General features: G+C 62.9%; 16 protein-coding genes and 1 riboswitch. Of the genes, 2 read left to right on the top strand and 14 right to left on the bottom strand.

From position 1 onward, the window contains the following. Nucleotides 1-35: 35 nt before the first annotated feature. The 13 genes from HGP31_RS30705 to cobO all read right to left on the bottom strand — a co-directional run bounded on the left by HGP31_RS30705 (nucleotide 36) and on the right by cobO (nucleotide 10,983). Nucleotides 36-158 (bottom strand): hypothetical protein, encoded by a 123-nt coding sequence (locus HGP31_RS30705; RefSeq protein WP_020800343.1) that lies wholly within the window; start codon nucleotides 156-158, stop codon nucleotides 36-38. Further along, the gene (locus HGP31_RS08785; RefSeq protein WP_020800344.1) at nucleotides 155-1,363 is read right to left on the bottom strand and encodes an MFS transporter; all 1,209 of its coding nucleotides are present in this window, start codon (nucleotides 1,361-1,363) and stop codon (nucleotides 155-157) included. The genes HGP31_RS30705 and HGP31_RS08785 overlap by 4 nt, the downstream gene beginning before the upstream one ends. 52 nt (nucleotides 1,364-1,415) lie before the next feature. Beyond that, on the bottom strand, nucleotides 1,416-1,820 hold the full coding sequence (locus tag HGP31_RS08780; protein ID WP_020800345.1) for a MarR family winged helix-turn-helix transcriptional regulator: 405 nt from the start codon (nucleotides 1,818-1,820) through the stop codon (nucleotides 1,416-1,418). A gap of 157 nt (nucleotides 1,821-1,977) precedes the next feature. Then, entirely contained in the window at nucleotides 1,978-2,712 is a 735-nt protein-coding gene (locus HGP31_RS08775; protein WP_168757479.1) for an adenosylcobinamide-GDP ribazoletransferase, read from the bottom strand. A 2-nt stretch (nucleotides 2,713-2,714) separates the two neighbouring features. Further along, a complete protein-coding gene (gene cobC / locus HGP31_RS08770; protein WP_168757478.1) occupies nucleotides 2,715-3,290 on the bottom strand; it encodes an alpha-ribazole phosphatase family protein in 576 nt (191 codons plus the stop codon). Continuing rightward, entirely contained in the window at nucleotides 3,287-4,342 is a 1,056-nt protein-coding gene (gene cobT, locus HGP31_RS08765; RefSeq protein WP_168757477.1) for a nicotinate-nucleotide--dimethylbenzimidazole phosphoribosyltransferase, read from the bottom strand. Before cobT ends, cobC begins: the two co-directional genes overlap by 4 nt. Next, the gene (gene cobU, locus HGP31_RS08760; protein WP_168757476.1) at nucleotides 4,339-4,860 is read right to left on the bottom strand and encodes a bifunctional adenosylcobinamide kinase/adenosylcobinamide-phosphate guanylyltransferase; all 522 of its coding nucleotides are present in this window, start codon (nucleotides 4,858-4,860) and stop codon (nucleotides 4,339-4,341) included. Before cobU ends, cobT begins: the two co-directional genes overlap by 4 nt. A gap of 148 nt (nucleotides 4,861-5,008) precedes the next feature. Then, the gene (locus HGP31_RS08755; RefSeq protein WP_168757475.1) at nucleotides 5,009-6,460 is read right to left on the bottom strand and encodes a cobyric acid synthase; all 1,452 of its coding nucleotides are present in this window, start codon (nucleotides 6,458-6,460) and stop codon (nucleotides 5,009-5,011) included. Further along, on the bottom strand, nucleotides 6,457-7,449 hold the full coding sequence (gene cobD / locus HGP31_RS08750; protein WP_020800351.1) for a threonine-phosphate decarboxylase CobD: 993 nt from the start codon (nucleotides 7,447-7,449) through the stop codon (nucleotides 6,457-6,459). The genes HGP31_RS08755 and cobD overlap by 4 nt, the downstream gene beginning before the upstream one ends. Beyond that, a complete protein-coding gene (gene cbiB, locus HGP31_RS08745) occupies nucleotides 7,442-8,350 on the bottom strand; it encodes an adenosylcobinamide-phosphate synthase CbiB (RefSeq protein ID WP_033043975.1) in 909 nt (302 codons plus the stop codon). The genes cobD and cbiB overlap by 8 nt, the downstream gene beginning before the upstream one ends. Next, nucleotides 8,347-8,997, bottom strand: coding sequence for a 5,6-dimethylbenzimidazole synthase (gene bluB, locus HGP31_RS08740; protein WP_033043976.1), 651 nt, complete (start codon nucleotides 8,995-8,997; stop codon nucleotides 8,347-8,349). The genes cbiB and bluB overlap by 4 nt, the downstream gene beginning before the upstream one ends. Then, the gene (locus tag HGP31_RS08735; protein ID WP_168757474.1) at nucleotides 8,990-10,375 is read right to left on the bottom strand and encodes a cobyrinic acid a,c-diamide synthase CobB; all 1,386 of its coding nucleotides are present in this window, start codon (nucleotides 10,373-10,375) and stop codon (nucleotides 8,990-8,992) included. The genes bluB and HGP31_RS08735 overlap by 8 nt, the downstream gene beginning before the upstream one ends. Beyond that, a complete protein-coding gene (gene cobO, locus HGP31_RS08730) occupies nucleotides 10,372-10,983 on the bottom strand; it encodes a cob(I)yrinic acid a,c-diamide adenosyltransferase (protein WP_168757473.1) in 612 nt (203 codons plus the stop codon). The genes HGP31_RS08735 and cobO overlap by 4 nt, the downstream gene beginning before the upstream one ends. An 83-nt stretch (nucleotides 10,984-11,066) precedes the next feature. Continuing rightward, nucleotides 11,067-11,301, bottom strand: a riboswitch (cobalamin riboswitch). A gap of 151 nt (nucleotides 11,302-11,452) precedes the next feature. Between cobO and HGP31_RS08725 the strand changes: the two genes are divergently transcribed. Further along, nucleotides 11,453-12,037 carry a hypothetical protein gene (locus HGP31_RS08725; RefSeq protein WP_020800356.1) on the top strand — a complete coding sequence of 195 codons (585 nt, stop codon included), beginning with the start codon at nucleotides 11,453-11,455 and terminating at the stop codon, nucleotides 12,035-12,037. Nucleotides 12,038-12,105: 68 nt separating this feature from the next. Continuing rightward, nucleotides 12,106-13,419 carry a PQQ-dependent sugar dehydrogenase gene (locus tag HGP31_RS08720; protein WP_083348464.1) on the top strand — a complete coding sequence of 438 codons (1,314 nt, stop codon included), beginning with the start codon at nucleotides 12,106-12,108 and terminating at the stop codon, nucleotides 13,417-13,419. 1,060 nt (nucleotides 13,420-14,479) lie between these two features. Here the strand turns inward: HGP31_RS08720 and HGP31_RS08715 are convergent. Continuing rightward, nucleotides 14,480-15,133, bottom strand: coding sequence for an O-methyltransferase (locus HGP31_RS08715; RefSeq protein WP_020799784.1), 654 nt, complete (start codon nucleotides 15,131-15,133; stop codon nucleotides 14,480-14,482). Between the last annotated feature and the right edge of the window lie 18 nt (nucleotides 15,134-15,151).

Here is a 15,151-nt window from a genome sequence, read left to right as displayed (position 1 = left end):
TGCTGCTAGCAAGCGTCCTTGAAGAATGCCGCCCTCTAGCACGCCCCCATGCCCAGTTGCATCAACGCCAGGCCGCCCTGATGCCAGCCCCACCAGGCCACGGCCAGCAGCAAGCCGCACACAGCGGCGATCACGATCCGCGACCAGAGGCTGTTCATGTCGCACTCAGCTGGCTTTGCAGACGCGCCACGGGCCGCTCACGCACGGGCCAGTTAAGCGCGGCCGCCATCAGGCTCAAGAGGATCGCCACCTGCCAGATCAAGTCGTAGCTCCCGGTCCGGTCGTACACCACCCCGCCCAGCCAGCCACCGAGAAATGACCCGAGCTGGTGAAACAGGAAAACAATCCCACCGAGCATGGACAGGTTTCGTACGCCGAACAAGGTGGCCACGGTGCCGTTGGTCAAGGGAACGGTCGACAACCATAGGAACCCCATGGCCATCCCGAACAGGTAGGCGCTGGTCGTCGTCACTGGCGCCCACAGGAACAACCCGATCACCACGGCGCGCAGCAGGTACAGGCCAGTCAACAGACGCGGTTTGGACATGCGCCCGCCGAGCCAGCCGGCGGTATAGGTGCCGAAGATGTTGAACAGGCCGATCAAGGCCAGCACCGTGGTACCCACCGTCGCCGGCAGATGTTGATCCACCAGGTACGCTGGCAGGTGCACGCCAATGAACACCACCTGGAAGCCACAGACAAAAAAGCCGAATGCCAGCAGCCAGAACCCCGAATGGGAGCACGCCTCGCGCAACGCTTCAGAAAGGGTCTGTTCGTGGCCGAGCAGCGGCAGCGGCTTGTCCTTGAGCATGCTCACCAGCGGCACGATCAGTGCCACCAGCACACCCAGCGCCAGCAATGCCGCCGACCAGCCGAGCCAGCCGATCAAACCGAGCGTGCCCGGCAGCATGGCGAACTGGCCGAACGAACCGGCGGCACTGGCGATACCCATGCCCATGCTGCGTTTTTCTGGCGGCACCGCACGCCCGACCACGCCGAGGATCACTGAGAAGGAGGTGCCGGACAGGCCGATCCCGATCAGCAGGCCGGCGCTCAGGGACAAGGTCACCGCCGAGTCGGAAAGCCCCATGCAGACCAACCCCGCCGCGTACAGGACGCCGCCGACCAGCACCACTTTGGCCGCGCCAAAGCGGTCGGCCAGGGCGCCGGTGAAGGGTTGCGCCAGGCCCCAGATCAGGTTCTGCAGGGCGATGGCGAAGGCGAAGACTTCACGCCCCCAGCCGAACTCGGCACTCATCGGCGCCAGGAATAGCCCGAAACCGTGTCGCACCCCGAGGGACAACGCCAGGATCAGCGCACTTCCCAGTAAAACCCAACCGCACGTACGCCACATCGAGGTCATTCTTGTTCTCCATTTACGGGTATATACCCGCTTAAAATCGAAAAAACTGACCTCAAGCCAGTTCGTCCAGCAACTTCAATAACGTTTCACGCTTTTCCGCGCCCAAGCGATCGACCAAGCGCTGTTGCGCCGCCTCCCAGGCGGGCAAGGCGGCTTTGAGGCGCTCGGCGCCCGCTTCGGTGAGCAGGACGATGCGATTGCGCATGTCCTCGCCCTCGACCAGCGTCACCAGGCCATCACCCTCCAGCACACGCAAGTTGCGCCCCAGGGTACTGCGATCCAGGCCCATGGCTTCGGCGAGGGTGGAGATACTCGGTTGATCCAGGCGCTGCAGGTTGCACAGCAAAGAATACTGCGCAACGTTGATCCCGAAGCCATCGAGAGCGCCGTCGTAATGCCTGCTGACGCCACGGGCGGCGCGACGCAGGTTGATGCATAAACATTGGGATTCGAGCATGGTGCGTGTATATACCCGTGGTTGAATGAAAGCAAATTTATGTTACACCAAACCCCTCTACCTGTAGGAGCGAGCATGCTCGCGATGGACGTCAACGATGACGCTGACTGCCTGACACCCCTCGGTGCTTGTACCTCCATCGCGAGCATGCTCGCTCCTACAGGATTAGCGCCACGCCCACCAGCACGGCTACTTCCAATAGCTCCAGCAACGCCCCTGCCGTGTCACCTGTCGTGCCACCCAATCGGCGCAGCATCACCTGCCTCAGCCAGGCAAACATCAGCGCCGCCAGCAGCAGCGCCCAAACGCCGTTGAACCCAGCGATCAGCACACACAACAAGGCACTGACCGCCAACACCTGCTTGCCCGCCAACCGCGGAAGATGATCGGCCAGCGCCTGGCCCAATCCACCGGGACGCACGTAGGGCGTGGTGAGGAACAACCCCAGTAACGCGCTGCGGCTAATCAGTGGGACGATGATCAATAGCACACTGTGCTGCTGCTCAATCAACGCTAGCAACGCGGCAAACTTGAGCAGCAACACCAGCACCAGCGTGACCACGGCGATCGGCCCGCTGCGCGGATCCTTCATGATCGTCAGCGTGCGCTCGCGGTCGCCGAATCCGCCCAGCCATGCATCGGCGCTGTCGGCCAGGCCATCCAGGTGCAGCGCGCCACTGAGCAGCACCCACGCCGTCAATAGCAGTGCGGCATGGAGCAGCAGTGGCGTGCCCAGCAACAGCCCGTTCAGCGCCCACAGAATCACGCCGAACAGCACACCCACCAGCGGATAAAACAGCAGCGAGCGCCCCAGTTCCTCAGGCGTTGGCATGCCCGGTAGACGAATCGGCAGGCTGCTGAGAAATTGCAGGGCGATCCAGAATGGCAACATGTTCAGCGCACTTCCCTCAAGACACCACCGGGCTCGACCAAGAGGGAGAACAGCGCGCCGTGCGCCACTTCGACATTGAGCAGTTGCTCGCGGGGCAAGCCCCGGGCGTGGGCCAGCAATAAACGCATGACCCCGCCATGACTGACCAGCAGCACACGCTCTCCGGCGTACGCCCCATGCAGGCGTGCGACCGCCGCGAGTACTCGCGCTGAAAACTCCGCGACCGGTTCACCCTCTGGCGGGGTAAACGAATACGGATCAGCCCAGAACAAACCCAGGGCCTGGGCGTCGGTTTCCATCAGTGCCACGGCACTCTGTCCCTCCCAGGCACCGAAGTGCAGTTCCTGCAGGTCTTTGTTCAGCTCGATCGGCAGTCCTGCCTGCATCGCCAGTTCTTCGGCGAAACGCGCACAGCGCTGCAAAGGCGAGCTGACCAGGCGATCCCAGGGCCCCTCCCCCGCCACCGCCTGGCGCATCTGCGCCCAGCCCTTGTCGGTCAGCGCATCGTCGAGGCTGCCGCGCAAGCCGCCACCGAGTTCTGTTTCACCGTGACGCAACAAGTCCAGATGCAAGATCATGCCGGACGGTCCGCCACCGCCGCTTCGGCGAACGTCGCCATCTGCCCGTGCAGCTCGCAGGCCAGACGCAGCAATGGCACGGCCAGCGCGGCACCACTGCCCTCGCCCAGGCGCAAGCCGAGGTCCAGCAAGGGTTCGGCCTTCAGGGTTTCCAGCACATGACGATGGCCCGGCTCGGCTCCGCGATGACCGAACAACAGCCATTGGCGGCACGACGGATTCAACCGCACCGCGACCAAGGCCGCGACACTGCAGATGAACCCGTCCACCAGCACTGCAATGCCTTGCTGGGCGCACGCCAGGTAGGAGCCCACCAGTGCCGCGATTTCAAAACCGCCCAGATTGAACAAGGTCTGCAGCGCATCGCCACGTTGAGCGCCGTGCAGCACCAGCGCGCGCTCGATCACTTGCGCTTTACGACTGACACCCGCCGCATCCAGCCCCGTACCCGGCCCGGCCAGATGCACCACCGGGCAATCGAGCAAGGCACAGGCCAGGGCGCTGGCCGCCGTGGTGTTGCCGATGCCCATTTCGCCACCGATGAACAGTTGCGCACCCATCGCAACGGCGCGCTCAACGCTGTCGCGACCGGCCTGCAACGCGCGTTCGCCTTGCGCCGCGGTCATCGCTGGCCCCTGGGCAAAATTCGCCGTGCCGGGCCCGATGTTCAGGTGTCGCACACCCGCCAGGTTCAACGACGGTGTGATGGTGCCCAGGTCGACCACTTCCAGGGAGGCGCCCAACTGCCGCGCCAACACACTGATCGCTGCACCGCCGCTGACGAAGTTGAGCAGCATCTGCCCGGTGACTTCCTGGGGATAGGCCGACACTCCCTCGGCCACCACACCATGGTCACCGGCAAAAATCGCGATCCACAACCGCTCCAGACTCGGCTTCACCTGCCCCTGCAGTCCGGCCAGTTGCACCGCCACCGACTCAAGCTGACCGAGTGAGCCGGCCGGCTTGGTCAGTTGCTGTTGACGGGCTTGCGCCTGCTCGACCGCCTGGGCGTCGATCGGTTGGCAGGGGTTCAGCCACCAGGTTGGGCTCATAAAGCAGTTCCTTTCAAAGTCAGGGGCAGGCCGGCAACGGTCAGGACGACACGCTGGCAACGCTCGGCCAGGGCTTGATGCAGCCAACCGGCTTCATCGACATAGCGGCGAGTCAATTCGCCCAGCGGCACGACGCCCATTCCGGTCTCGTTGCTGACAAAAATGATTTCACCCGGCAACGACGCCAGGCATTCGAGCAAGGCTTCGCGCTCGGCCACCAGACGCTCGGTGTCATCGAGCATCAGCAGGTTGGTCATCCACAACGTCAGGCAGTCCACCAGCAGGCAGCGCTCGCTGCTGGCGGTTTCGCGCAGGATGCGGGCCAGTTCCACAGGCTCTTCGATCAACGCCCATTCGGCCGGACGGCGGGCGCGGTGATGGGCGACACGCTCGTTCATTTCACCGTCCAGGGGTTGACTGGTGGCGATGTAGGTCACTTGAAGGCCGCTGTCGCTGGCGAGTTTTTCCGCCAGGCGACTTTTCCCAGAGCGGGCACCGCCGAGGATCAGTTGGAGCATGGTTTATTCCATAAAATGTGCAGTGTCATGACGGGCCCCTTCGCGGGCAAGCCCGCTCCCACAGTTGTTTGGGTTGGTCACAAAACTTAAGTACACCCGGTAACCCTGTGGGAGCGGGCTTGCCCGCGATGGGGCCAGCACGGCCAACTTAAAAACCACAGAGCTCGCGCAACAGCCCGGTATCCAGATGCTTTTCAACCAGATCCGCCAAGCGCTCGATATCCCGCTCGCGCAAGCCGTGGTAATCCACCTCCTGCACATTCTGCAAACCCGCCCATCGCAACAGCGCACTGCACGCCGCCGGGGATTCAAACAGGCCATGCAAATAGGTGCCGAAAATTTGCCCATCGACACTCTGCGCGCCATCGCAACGACCATCGTCCAACTGCACGGCGGCATTTTCCAGGGCAGGTCCGGTGGTAACGCCAGCGTGAATCTCATAGCCGCAGACCTCGGCATTCTCCAGTGCAAGACGCCCGCGCACGTTGCGTAGCTGCTTGTGTTCTTCGAGCTGCGTGGTGAATGCCAGCAGGCCCAGGCCATCACTGGACCCCGGCGCGCCTTCAAGTCCCAGCGGGTCATGCACCTGCTCGCCGAGCATCTGCAGGCCACCGCAAATACCCAGGACTTTGCCGCCATAGCGCAGGTGTCGCGAGATCGCGGCGTCCCAGCCATTGGCGCGCAGATAGGCCAGATCGCTACGCACGCTTTTCGAGCCTGGCAGAATGATCAGGTCGGCCGCTGGAATCGCCTGGCCGGGGCCAATGAATTGCAGGTCCACTTGCGGGTGCAGGCGCAGTGGATCGAAATCGGTGTGGTTGCTGATGCGCGGCAGCACCGGCACCACTACCTTCAACAGCTGCCCGGCCTTGTCGGCCTGGCGCTGGTCGATGCCGTCCTCGGCCTCCAGGTGCAGGTCCATCACGTACGGCAGTACGCCGATCACCGGTTTGCCAGTGCGCGTTTCCAGCCAGTCGAGACCGGGTTGCAGCAGGGCGATGTCACCGCGAAAACGGTTGATGACGAAACCTTTGACCCGCGCCTGCTCGGAGGGCGACAGCAGTTCCAGGGTGCCCACCAGGTGAGCGAAAACCCCGCCCCGATTGATGTCGGCGATCAGCACCACCGGGCAATCGACCGCTTCGGCGAAGCCCATGTTGGCGATGTCGCCAGCGCGCAGGTTGATCTCGGCCGGTGAGCCCGCCCCCTCGACCATCACCACTGGATACGCTGAGCTCAAGCGTTCGTGGGACGCCAGCACCGCTTGCATCGCAATGGATTTGTAGTCGTGATAGGCCACGGCATTCATCGTGGTGACTGCACGCCCATGGATGATCACCTGGGCGCCGGTATCGCTGTTGGGCTTGAGCAGCACCGGGTTCATGTCGGTGTGGGGCTCAAGAAAAGCAGCCTGGGCTTGCACGGCTTGCGCGCGACCAATCTCGCCACCGTCGGCAGTCACCGCGCTATTGAGCGCCATGTTCTGCGGCTTGAACGGCACCACGCTGACACCCTGGCGCGTAACCCAGCGGCACAGTGCCGTCACCAGCGTGCTTTTACCGGCGTCGGATGTGGTGCCCTGCACCATTAGCGTGGTCATTGGCTTTCCCTGGTGAAGGCGTCGAACGCGCAGTCGAGGCGGGCCCAGTCGGCTTCATCGCCAGGCAGGCCGAAACGCAGGCTGCTGTTGTGGGTGAACAGGCGCAATAGAATGCCGCGCCGGGCCATGAACTCGTGCAGTACTTCGGCGCGCTCGGTGATTAGCCATTGGAACAAGGCGCACCCGCCTTGGGGTTGGAAGCCGTGCCGGGTCAACAGGGTGGCCAGCCGCGCACTGGCCTCATCGGCGCGCTCGCGCTGCCGAACGTGCCCTTCGGTGTCGCGCAGGCACGCCTGGCCCAGCACTCGGGTCGGCCCGCTGACCGCCCACGGCCCTACTTGCTCGGCGAGCAACTTGAGCAACTTGCGCTCAGCCAGGACAAAACCCAGGCGCACGCCGGCCAGGCCGAAAAACTTGCCAAAGGAGCGCAGCACGATCAAGCCTACCTGATGGGCAAACGGCGCCACACTCAGGTGCGGCGTGTTGTCCATGAAGGCCTCGTCCACCACCAGCCAGCCACCGCGCGGGGCCAGGCGCGAATGCCAGTCGAGCAGCCGGGCGGGCGTCAGGTTCAGCCCGGTTGGATTATTCGGGTTGACCACCACCAGCACGTCGAGGCTATCGACGAAGAAGTCGACCTCCTGCTCCAGCACTTCGCGCACGATGTAGCCATTGCGCCGCCACGCCTCGGCATGTTCGGCATAACAGGGTGACAGTACGCCGACCTTGCCCGCCCGCCGCAAACGCGGCAGCAACTGGATGGCCATCTGCGAACCGGCGACCGGCAACGCTTGCAAGGTGCCGTAGTAGTCGCAGGCCGCCTGCTCCAGACCGTCATTGGTTTCCGGCAATCGCGCCCAGGCCCGTTGCGGGATGTCCGGCACTGGAAACGGCCAGGGGGCCAGGCCGCTGGACAGGTCAAGCCAATCGGCTTCATCGATGCCGTAATCGTGCGCCGCCTTGCGCAGTCGTCCGCCGTGCTCAAGCATAAAATTCAGACCCCACGCACAGAATCAGCAGCCACAACCATACCCCACGCTGCACCAGTTGCCAGCCGCGGTCGATGGCGTCGGCATCCGCCGGCACGCCCTCGCCCAGCGTCGGGCGCTGATGCAGTTCACCGTGATAAATCGCCGGCCCGCCCAGCTCGACGCCCAACGCACCGGCACCCGCCGCCATCACCGGACCGGCATTCGGGCTGTCCCAGGTTGGCCCCTGGGTACGCCAGCATTTCAACGCCAGTCGGGTCTTGCCCAACAGTGCATAGGTCAGCGCCACCAGGCGCGCCGGAATGTAATTGAGCACGTCGTCGATCTTGGCCGCCGCCCAGCCGAAACGCTCGAAGCGTTCGTTGCGATAGCCCCACATCGCGTCCAGGGTGTTGCTCAAACGGTAGAGCACCACGCCGGGCGCACCGGCCACGGCAAACCAGAACAGCGCGGCGAACACCGCGTCGCTGCCGTTTTCCAGCACCGATTCGGTGGCGGCACGGGCCACGGCGGTTTCATCCAGATCACTGGTTTTGCGGCTGACCAGATAACTCACGCGTTGGCGCGCTTCTTCAAGGTCACCGCTGCGCAAGGCCTTGGCCACCGGCGTGACGTGCTCGCCGAGGCTGCGCATGCCCAGGGCGCAATAGAGCGCGAGAATCTCGACGATCCAGCCGACGTACGGCGCCCATGAGAGCGCCGTGGCCAACAGGGTCAGCGGCACTACGGCGATCACCCACGCGGTGACCCCATGGCTGCGCCAGCCGCGACCGCCACCATTGAAACGTTGCTCGATGCGCTCGGCGAAACGGCCAAACGCCACCAGCGGATGCCAGCGCTTGGGCTCACCCAGCAGCGCATCCAGCGCTACCGCGGCGACACTCAACAACGCCACACTCATTGACTCACTCCCCAATAATTTTCGTACAGCAGCTCACTCAACGGACGCGCCTGCGCCCAGCCTTCGAGCACCAGCATTGGCGCCGGATAGAAGGCCTTGACCGGTCCCAGGCAGAGAATGGCCAGGGGCTTGGCACCAGGCGGCAGGCCCAGCAGGTCCGCCAAGGCTTGCGGTTCGAACAGCGAGACCCAGCCCATGCCCAGCCCTTCGGCGCGGGACGCCAGCCAGAGGTTCTGGATGGCGCAAGACAACGAGGCCAGGTCCATTTCCGGCAGGGTGCGACGACCGAAGATGTGCCGTTCGCGATCGTCCATCAACGCGGCGACCAGCACTTCGGCGCAATCGTTGATGCCCTCGACCTTGAGGTGCATGAATTCGTCGGTGCGCTCACCCAGGGCCTCGGCGGTGCGGATACGTTCTTGCTCCACCAGCTGTTGGATCTGGCCACGCAAGGCTCGATCGCTGATGCGGATGAACCGCCAGGGCTGCATCAGGCCGACACTTGGGGCCTGATGCGCGGCTTCGAGCAGGCGTCGCAGCAGCTCGGGCTCGACCGTGCCGCCGGCGAAGTGACGCATGTCGCGGCGTTCACCGATGGCGCGGTAGACCGCGTCGCGTTCGGCCTGGCTGAAGGCGTTGTCAGTCATGGCTCTTCGCGAGCAGGCTCGCTCCCACATTTGATATGCGTTCCCCTGTGGGAGCGAGCCTGCTCGCGAAGGCGTCCGTCCAGTCAGGCGCAAACAAAGCGGCAATCGCTGATGGATTGGACGGGAAATAAAAGTGCACGTAAGAGGCCGTCATCCGCCCCTCACGATAAACCGCTTCGGCCCCACGCCCGCCGTTAGGACTCAGGCCACGGGCAATCGGAACAAGCTCGGTCGTGGTCAACGAATGGTGATAGGTATGCCCGCGCAAAGAACCTTCCGGCAGCTCAACCGCTTGCAGAGCCAATGCAGCAAGGCGCTTTTGCATCACCGCGTCGCCCTTCAACAAGCCGACCAGCTCGGCACGAGTGCCCTCGACATCGGTCAGCGAATCGAGCAAATAAAGCATGCCGCCGCATTCGGCCAGCAAGGGTTTGCCTGCCGCGTGGTGGGCGCGGATGGCGCTGAGCATGGCAGTGTTCTGCGCCAATGCCACGTGGTGCAATTCCGGATAGCCACCCGGCAGGTACAGGCTGTCGGCCTCTGGCAAACCTGCATCACGGATCGGCGAGAAAAACCGCAGCTCGGCGCCCATCGCCCGCAGCACATCGAGACTGGCGCCATAGGTAAAGGCAAACGCTTCGTCACGGGCCACGGCGATGCGCACGCCAGCCAGCAAGGGCTCGACTGTCACCACATCGGGCGCGGCGAATTCCACCGCCGGCGGCAGTTCGACTTCGCAACTGCCGGCCAGGGCCTCGGCCGCCGCATCGAGGCGCACATCCAGGTCATTCAACTCGCTGGCCTGCACCAGGCCAAGGTGTCGACTCGGCAATTCGATCCCGGTCTCCCGTGACAAGGCGCCATACCAGCGCAGGCCTTCGGTCAGGCTGCCTTCGAGCAGTTGCGCGTGGCGCAGGGTGCCCACGCGGTTGGCCAGCACGCCGGCAAACGGCAAGTCCGGCTGATAACGCGCCAGGCCCAGGGCCAGTGCGCCGAAGGTCTGGGCCATGGCGGTGCCGTCGATCACAGCGAGCACCGGCACGCCGAAATGCCGCGCCAGGTCAGCGCTGGACGGCGTACCGTCGAACAGCCCCATGACGCCTTCGATCAGGATCAGGTCAGCGTCGCCAGCGGCCTCCCACAACAGGCGGCGACTGTCCAGCTCGCCGACCATCCACATGTCCAGTTGATACACCGGCGCACCGCTGGCGCGTTCGAGGATCATCGGATCGAGAAAGTCCGGGCCGCACTTGAACACGCGAACCTTACGGCCCTGGTTACGATGCAACCGGGCCAGCGCAGCGGTCACGGTGGTCTTGCCCTGGCCGGACGCCGGCGCAGCAATCAGCACCGCCGGGCAACGTCGAGGCTGGTTCACAGCTCCACGCCTTTTTGCGCCTTGATACCGGCCTGGAAGGCGTGCTTGATCATGCCCATTTCAGTGACGGTATCCGCCAGTTCAACCATCTGCGGCTTGGCGCCGCGACCAGTAACCACCACGTGCTGCATAGGCGGACGCGCCTGCAAATCGCTGAGCACCTGATCGAGATCGAGGTAGCCGTGCTTGAGGGCGATGTTCAGTTCGTCCAGCACCACCAGGCCGATGGACGGGTCGCGCAGCAGTTGCTGCGACACCGCCCAGGCCGCTTCGGCAGCCGCGATGTCGCGCTGGCGATCCTGTGTTTCCCAGGTGAAGCCCTCGCCCATCACATGAAAACGCACCTGCTCGGGAAAGCGCCGGAAGAACAGCTCTTCACCGGTGCTGTTACGCCCCTTGATGAACTGCACCACGCCGCACTGCATGCCATGCCCCATGGCACGCGCCAGCATGCCGAACGCCGAACTGCTCTTGCCTTTGCCATTGCCGGTCAGCACCAGCAGCAGGCCACATTCGTTTGGGGAATTGGCGATGCGTTCGTCGATCACGGCCTTTTTGCGCAGCATGCGCGCCAGGTGACGTTCGTCACGATCAGGATTGTCAGACATGGGGGAGCTCTCCGTTGAGGCAGGATTAACGGCGGGCAGGCACAAGAATAGACGGCAAGAAGCCTGGCATCGCCCACCGTGATGCCGCTTGGATGGATCAGGCCGGTCTCCGGGCTCATGAGCGGCGTGACGCCTCGCTGCGCGCCTTCCCGCATCGATGGATCGACGCAGTGGCTTCAAGCGCAGTTTTCACTCATTTACCGTTGCGGGGGCAGCGCCGGGATCGCAGGGCTTCATCGACTGAAGCGCTCACTCACCGGCTTCCCTGTTTCACTCTGTCGACCCAAGCCACAGAGCACCTGAAACAAGCGGCGAAGGTTAGAGGGTTGGGGGTGGAGCGTCAATTGAAGACAGGGTGCCGGAACGAATAACTGCCAACCATTCATAAAATGACGTCAATCTTGTGTCACACTCACTTCAGCGATATCAATTTGCCACAATCTCACAACACAATAATAAGGTGAGCCCTATGCAAGGCATGATCATCAGTAATCCGAAGCTGGAATTCCTGCGTCCGGTGCTGGAGCGCTGGTTCGACTGTATCGATCGTTATAACGCCGTTCGCGGCGACAACGAGACACCCTACTGGCTCGATGAAAAAGCCAACCTCGGCCTGCTTTCTGCCGCGGCTTGGATGGCTGAGATGGTCACACTGCAACAATCGCCCACGCGCAAACAGACCGAAGAAGGCGAACGCAACGGCCGCGCCGACCTGTTTATCGCCACCACCGAAGATCGCGCCTGGCTGCAGGCCACGCAGCGCTGGCCACGCGTTAACAGCCTGAACCTGACCCAGGCCTTGCTGGACATCACCAGTGACGCGAAAAAAATCAGCTACGCCAGCGACCTGAGAATCGGCTGCCTGTTCGTCGCTCCCCACAAGAGCCAGCAAGGCGCCACCCCGGAGGAACTCCAGGACATGGTCGATGACCTGCAAAAGGAGCATTGCTGCGCCGTGGCCTGGTATTTCCCCTATGCCTATCGCAAATTGCGCAATGAAGCCGGTCACTATCACCCAGGCATTGCCGTGTTGCTCAAGGAAGCTCGCGGCTAAAGGTTGAACCATCGGGCTTTGCCGCTTCTCTATGATTTAAGTCACTGCATTCATAGGGAAGGTCAGCAATGCGCACATCCGAGCTGGTTTTCGTCATCGCATTAGCGGGAGGGCTCGTCGCCTGTGGCGAAACCGCCCGCTTGCAAGTCACCGACGGCATCGGGCCGTCCCCCAAGCTACCGGAACCGAACAAGACGCTGTTCCCGACAATGAACATCGCCCCGGCCATTGGCTGGGCGGACGGCGCAAAACCCGTCGCGGCCAGCGGTACTCATGTCGGCGCATTTGCCGAGAACCTCGATCATCCACGCTGGCTTTATGTGCTGCCCAATGGCGACGTGCTGGTTGCCGAAACCAATGCCCCGCCCAAACCCGATGACAACAAAGGCATCAAGGGCTGGATCACCAAGAAAGTCATGGGGCGCGCCGGTGCCGGCGTGCCGAGCCCGAACCGCATCACCCTGCTGCGAGATGGCAACCACGATGGCGTTGCCGAAACCCGCACGGTATTCCTGGAAAACCTCAACTCGCCCTTCGGCATGACCCTGGTCGGCAATGACCTGTACGTGGCCGACACCGACCGGCTGTTGCGCTTCCATTATGAGAACGGCGACACGGCAATCCAGAACAAACCGATCAAGGTCGTCGACTTGCCAGGGGGCACCCTGAACCACCACTGGACCAAAAACGTCATCGCCAGCAAGGACGGCAGCAAGCTGTATGTCACGGTGGGCTCCAACAGCAACGTCGGCGAAAACGGCATGGACCAGGAGCAAGGGCGCGCGGCGATCTGGGAAGTGGATCGCGCCACCGGCAACCACCGGATCTTCGCTTCAGGCCTGCGCAACCCCAACGGCATGGCCTGGGAGCCGCAAAGCGGTGCGCTGTGGACGGCCGTGAATGAGCGGGACGAAATCGGCAGCGACCTGGTGCCGGACTACATCACCTCGGTGAAAGACGGCGCCTTCTATGGCTGGCCATTCAGTTATTACGGCCAGCATGTCGACGAGCGTGTCGACCCGCAAAACCCGGACCTGGTGGCCAAGGCGATCGCCCCGGACTATGCGGTGGGGCCTCACACCGCTTCACTTGGCCTGACGTTTGCCGAAGGCAACAGGTTGCCGGCGCAGTTCAAGGAAGGCGCGTTCATCGGCCAGCATGGCTCCTGGAACCGCAAGCCGCACAGCGGTTACAAAGTGATTTTCGTGCCCTTCAGCGGTGGCAAGCCAAGCGGGCAACCGGTGGATGTGCTCACCGGGTTCCTCAATGATGAGGAAAAAGCCATGGGTCGGCCGGTGGGCGTGGTGATCGATCAGCAAGGCGCCTTGCTGGTGGCCGATGATGTGGGGAATAAGGTGTGGCGGGTGTCGGCCGCTCATTAACCTGCACTTGAAAAACAGGCCGACCGGTCGGCTTTTGCTTTGGCTTTGGCTTTTGCTTGGCTTTAGATCTTGATTTTCTTGCCCCCTCACACCCTGAGTCTGTCCGTCAACCTGTGACGACGTCCATCGGGGCCTCTACCAACGTTGATCCATGCCGCATCGAAGCTTGTTGTGGGAGATTGTTTTCTGAGTACATATCCGTTGCTGCGGTAACGGCTACTTATGGTTTCGCCCTTACGGCGACTCACTTTTTCAAACGCCAAAAAGTAAGCAAAAGGCTTTGCCCCACCACTTGGTGCCTCGCTAGGGCTCGGCATGCCCTCTCTCCGGCATTGCTCCGTGGGTCGCCGCGATGGGCCATCCCTGGCCCAGCGCGGCTAAACCGGCGTCCTGCCGGTTTCCCCACTGCGCAATGCCTGCGTTCGGCCATCGTGGTTAACGGGGCACTCAGATCAAAAGCCAAAGCGAGGCGGCCTTAAAGCCGACCTGGCTTGTGCAGATACCCCCAATCCCCTGTAGGAGCCAGGCTTGCCGGCGAAGAACGATAACACGGTACAACAGACACACCGCAGCGCCTGGTTCGCCGGCAAGCCTGGCTCCTACAAGGGAATGCGTACGGCTCCCGATCAGGTCGGCTGTCAGGCCGCCTCGCTTTTGCGTTTGATCTTGATCTGGCTTTTGATTTTCTTGCCACATCGAGAGGCCGAGTGGAGGTTCTGCGCAGTGGGTAAACCGGCATGGATGCCGGTTTAGCCGCGCTGGGCCAAGGATGGCCCATCGCGGCGACCCCTGTAGGAGCGAGCATGCTCGCGAAAAACGCCAGAACAACACGGGCATTCAGATAGCCCTCGTCATCGTTGACGACCATCGTCGGAACGCCGCCCGGAGCATGCTCGCTCCTACAGGCTCTTCCAAGTGACTCGCCGTAAGGGCGAAACCCTAGGTGGCCGTTACCGCAGGAATGGATATGTACACAGTCAACAAAACATAGGCCGGCTGTCAGACCGCCATCGCCGGCAAGCCAGCTCCTACAGTTTGGATCGGGTACAAACGCGAGAGATCAGCGCTTACGGCAAAGGGTAAGCCCATCCCCCAGCGGCAACAGCGACAGATCCACCCGCGCGTCATCCTTCAGGGCGCGATTCAGCGCCTGGATGGCGCGGGTATCGGCGCTCTCGGGGTTGTCCTCAAGCACCCGGCCACTCCACAGGGTGTTATCGAACACCGCCAGTCCACCGTTGCGCAACAGACGAAGCGCCTGCTCCAGGTACGCCGGATAGTTGGCCTTGTCGGCATCGATGAAAATCAAATCAAACTGGCCTGGCTGATCCAGCGCGCCCAGGGTTTCCAGCGCAGGCGCCAGCCGCAGATCGATTCGCCCGGACAGGCCGGCCTCCTGCCAATAGCGGTGCGCGATGGCGTTGTAATCCCCGGGAATGTCACAGCAAATCAGCGAACCGTCAGTCGGCAATGCCGCTGCCATGCACAGGGCGCTGTAACCGGTGAACGTGCCGACTTCCAGCACACGCCTCGCACCGGTGAGCTTCACCAGCAACGCAAGAAACTGCCCCTGTTCCGGCGCCACCTGCCAGCGCGCCATGGGCAGCGCCTGGGTTTCATCGCGCAAGCGCTTGAGCAGCGGGGTTTCGCGCAGGGAGACGTCGAGCAGGTACTGATAGAGCGAATCGTCGAGATTGAGCGTGCGGGCAGTCATGACAACACCCTCTGGCGG

This window comes from Pseudomonas umsongensis, assembly GCF_012647205.1.
GTDB lineage: Bacteria > Pseudomonadota > Gammaproteobacteria > Pseudomonadales > Pseudomonadaceae > Aquipseudomonas > Aquipseudomonas umsongensis.
The sequence above is the reverse complement of the archived record's forward strand: the minus strand, read 5'-3'. Positions and strand labels throughout refer to the sequence as shown.

Coding starts and splice junctions, on each gene's coding strand:
- HGP31_RS30705 (WP_020800343.1), bottom strand. CDS start 158: ATGAACAGCCTCTGGTCGCGGATCGTGATCGCCGCTGTGTGCGGCTTG.
- HGP31_RS08755 (WP_168757475.1), bottom strand. CDS start 6,460: ATGACCACGCTAATGGTGCAGGGCACCACATCCGACGCCGGTAAAAGC.
- HGP31_RS08780 (WP_020800345.1), bottom strand. CDS start 1,820: ATGCTCGAATCCCAATGTTTATGCATCAACCTGCGTCGCGCCGCCCGT.
- HGP31_RS08715 (WP_020799784.1), bottom strand. CDS start 15,133: ATGACTGCCCGCACGCTCAATCTCGACGATTCGCTCTATCAGTACCTG.
- HGP31_RS08775 (WP_168757479.1), bottom strand. CDS start 2,712: ATGTTGCCATTCTGGATCGCCCTGCAATTTCTCAGCAGCCTGCCGATT.
- cobT (WP_168757477.1), bottom strand. CDS start 4,342: ATGAGCCCAACCTGGTGGCTGAACCCCTGCCAACCGATCGACGCCCAG.
- cobU (WP_168757476.1), bottom strand. CDS start 4,860: ATGCTCCAACTGATCCTCGGCGGTGCCCGCTCTGGGAAAAGTCGCCTG.
- HGP31_RS08785 (WP_020800344.1), bottom strand. CDS start 1,363: ATGACCTCGATGTGGCGTACGTGCGGTTGGGTTTTACTGGGAAGTGCG.
- HGP31_RS08725 (WP_020800356.1), top strand. CDS start 11,453: ATGCAAGGCATGATCATCAGTAATCCGAAGCTGGAATTCCTGCGTCCG.
- cbiB (WP_033043975.1), bottom strand. CDS start 8,350: ATGAGTGTGGCGTTGTTGAGTGTCGCCGCGGTAGCGCTGGATGCGCTG.
- cobC (WP_168757478.1), bottom strand. CDS start 3,290: ATGATCTTGCATCTGGACTTGTTGCGTCACGGTGAAACAGAACTCGGT.
- HGP31_RS08720 (WP_083348464.1), top strand. CDS start 12,106: ATGCGCACATCCGAGCTGGTTTTCGTCATCGCATTAGCGGGAGGGCTC.
- cobD (WP_020800351.1), bottom strand. CDS start 7,449: ATGCTTGAGCACGGCGGACGACTGCGCAAGGCGGCGCACGATTACGGC.
- cobO (WP_168757473.1), bottom strand. CDS start 10,983: ATGTCTGACAATCCTGATCGTGACGAACGTCACCTGGCGCGCATGCTG.
- bluB (WP_033043976.1), bottom strand. CDS start 8,997: ATGACTGACAACGCCTTCAGCCAGGCCGAACGCGACGCGGTCTACCGC.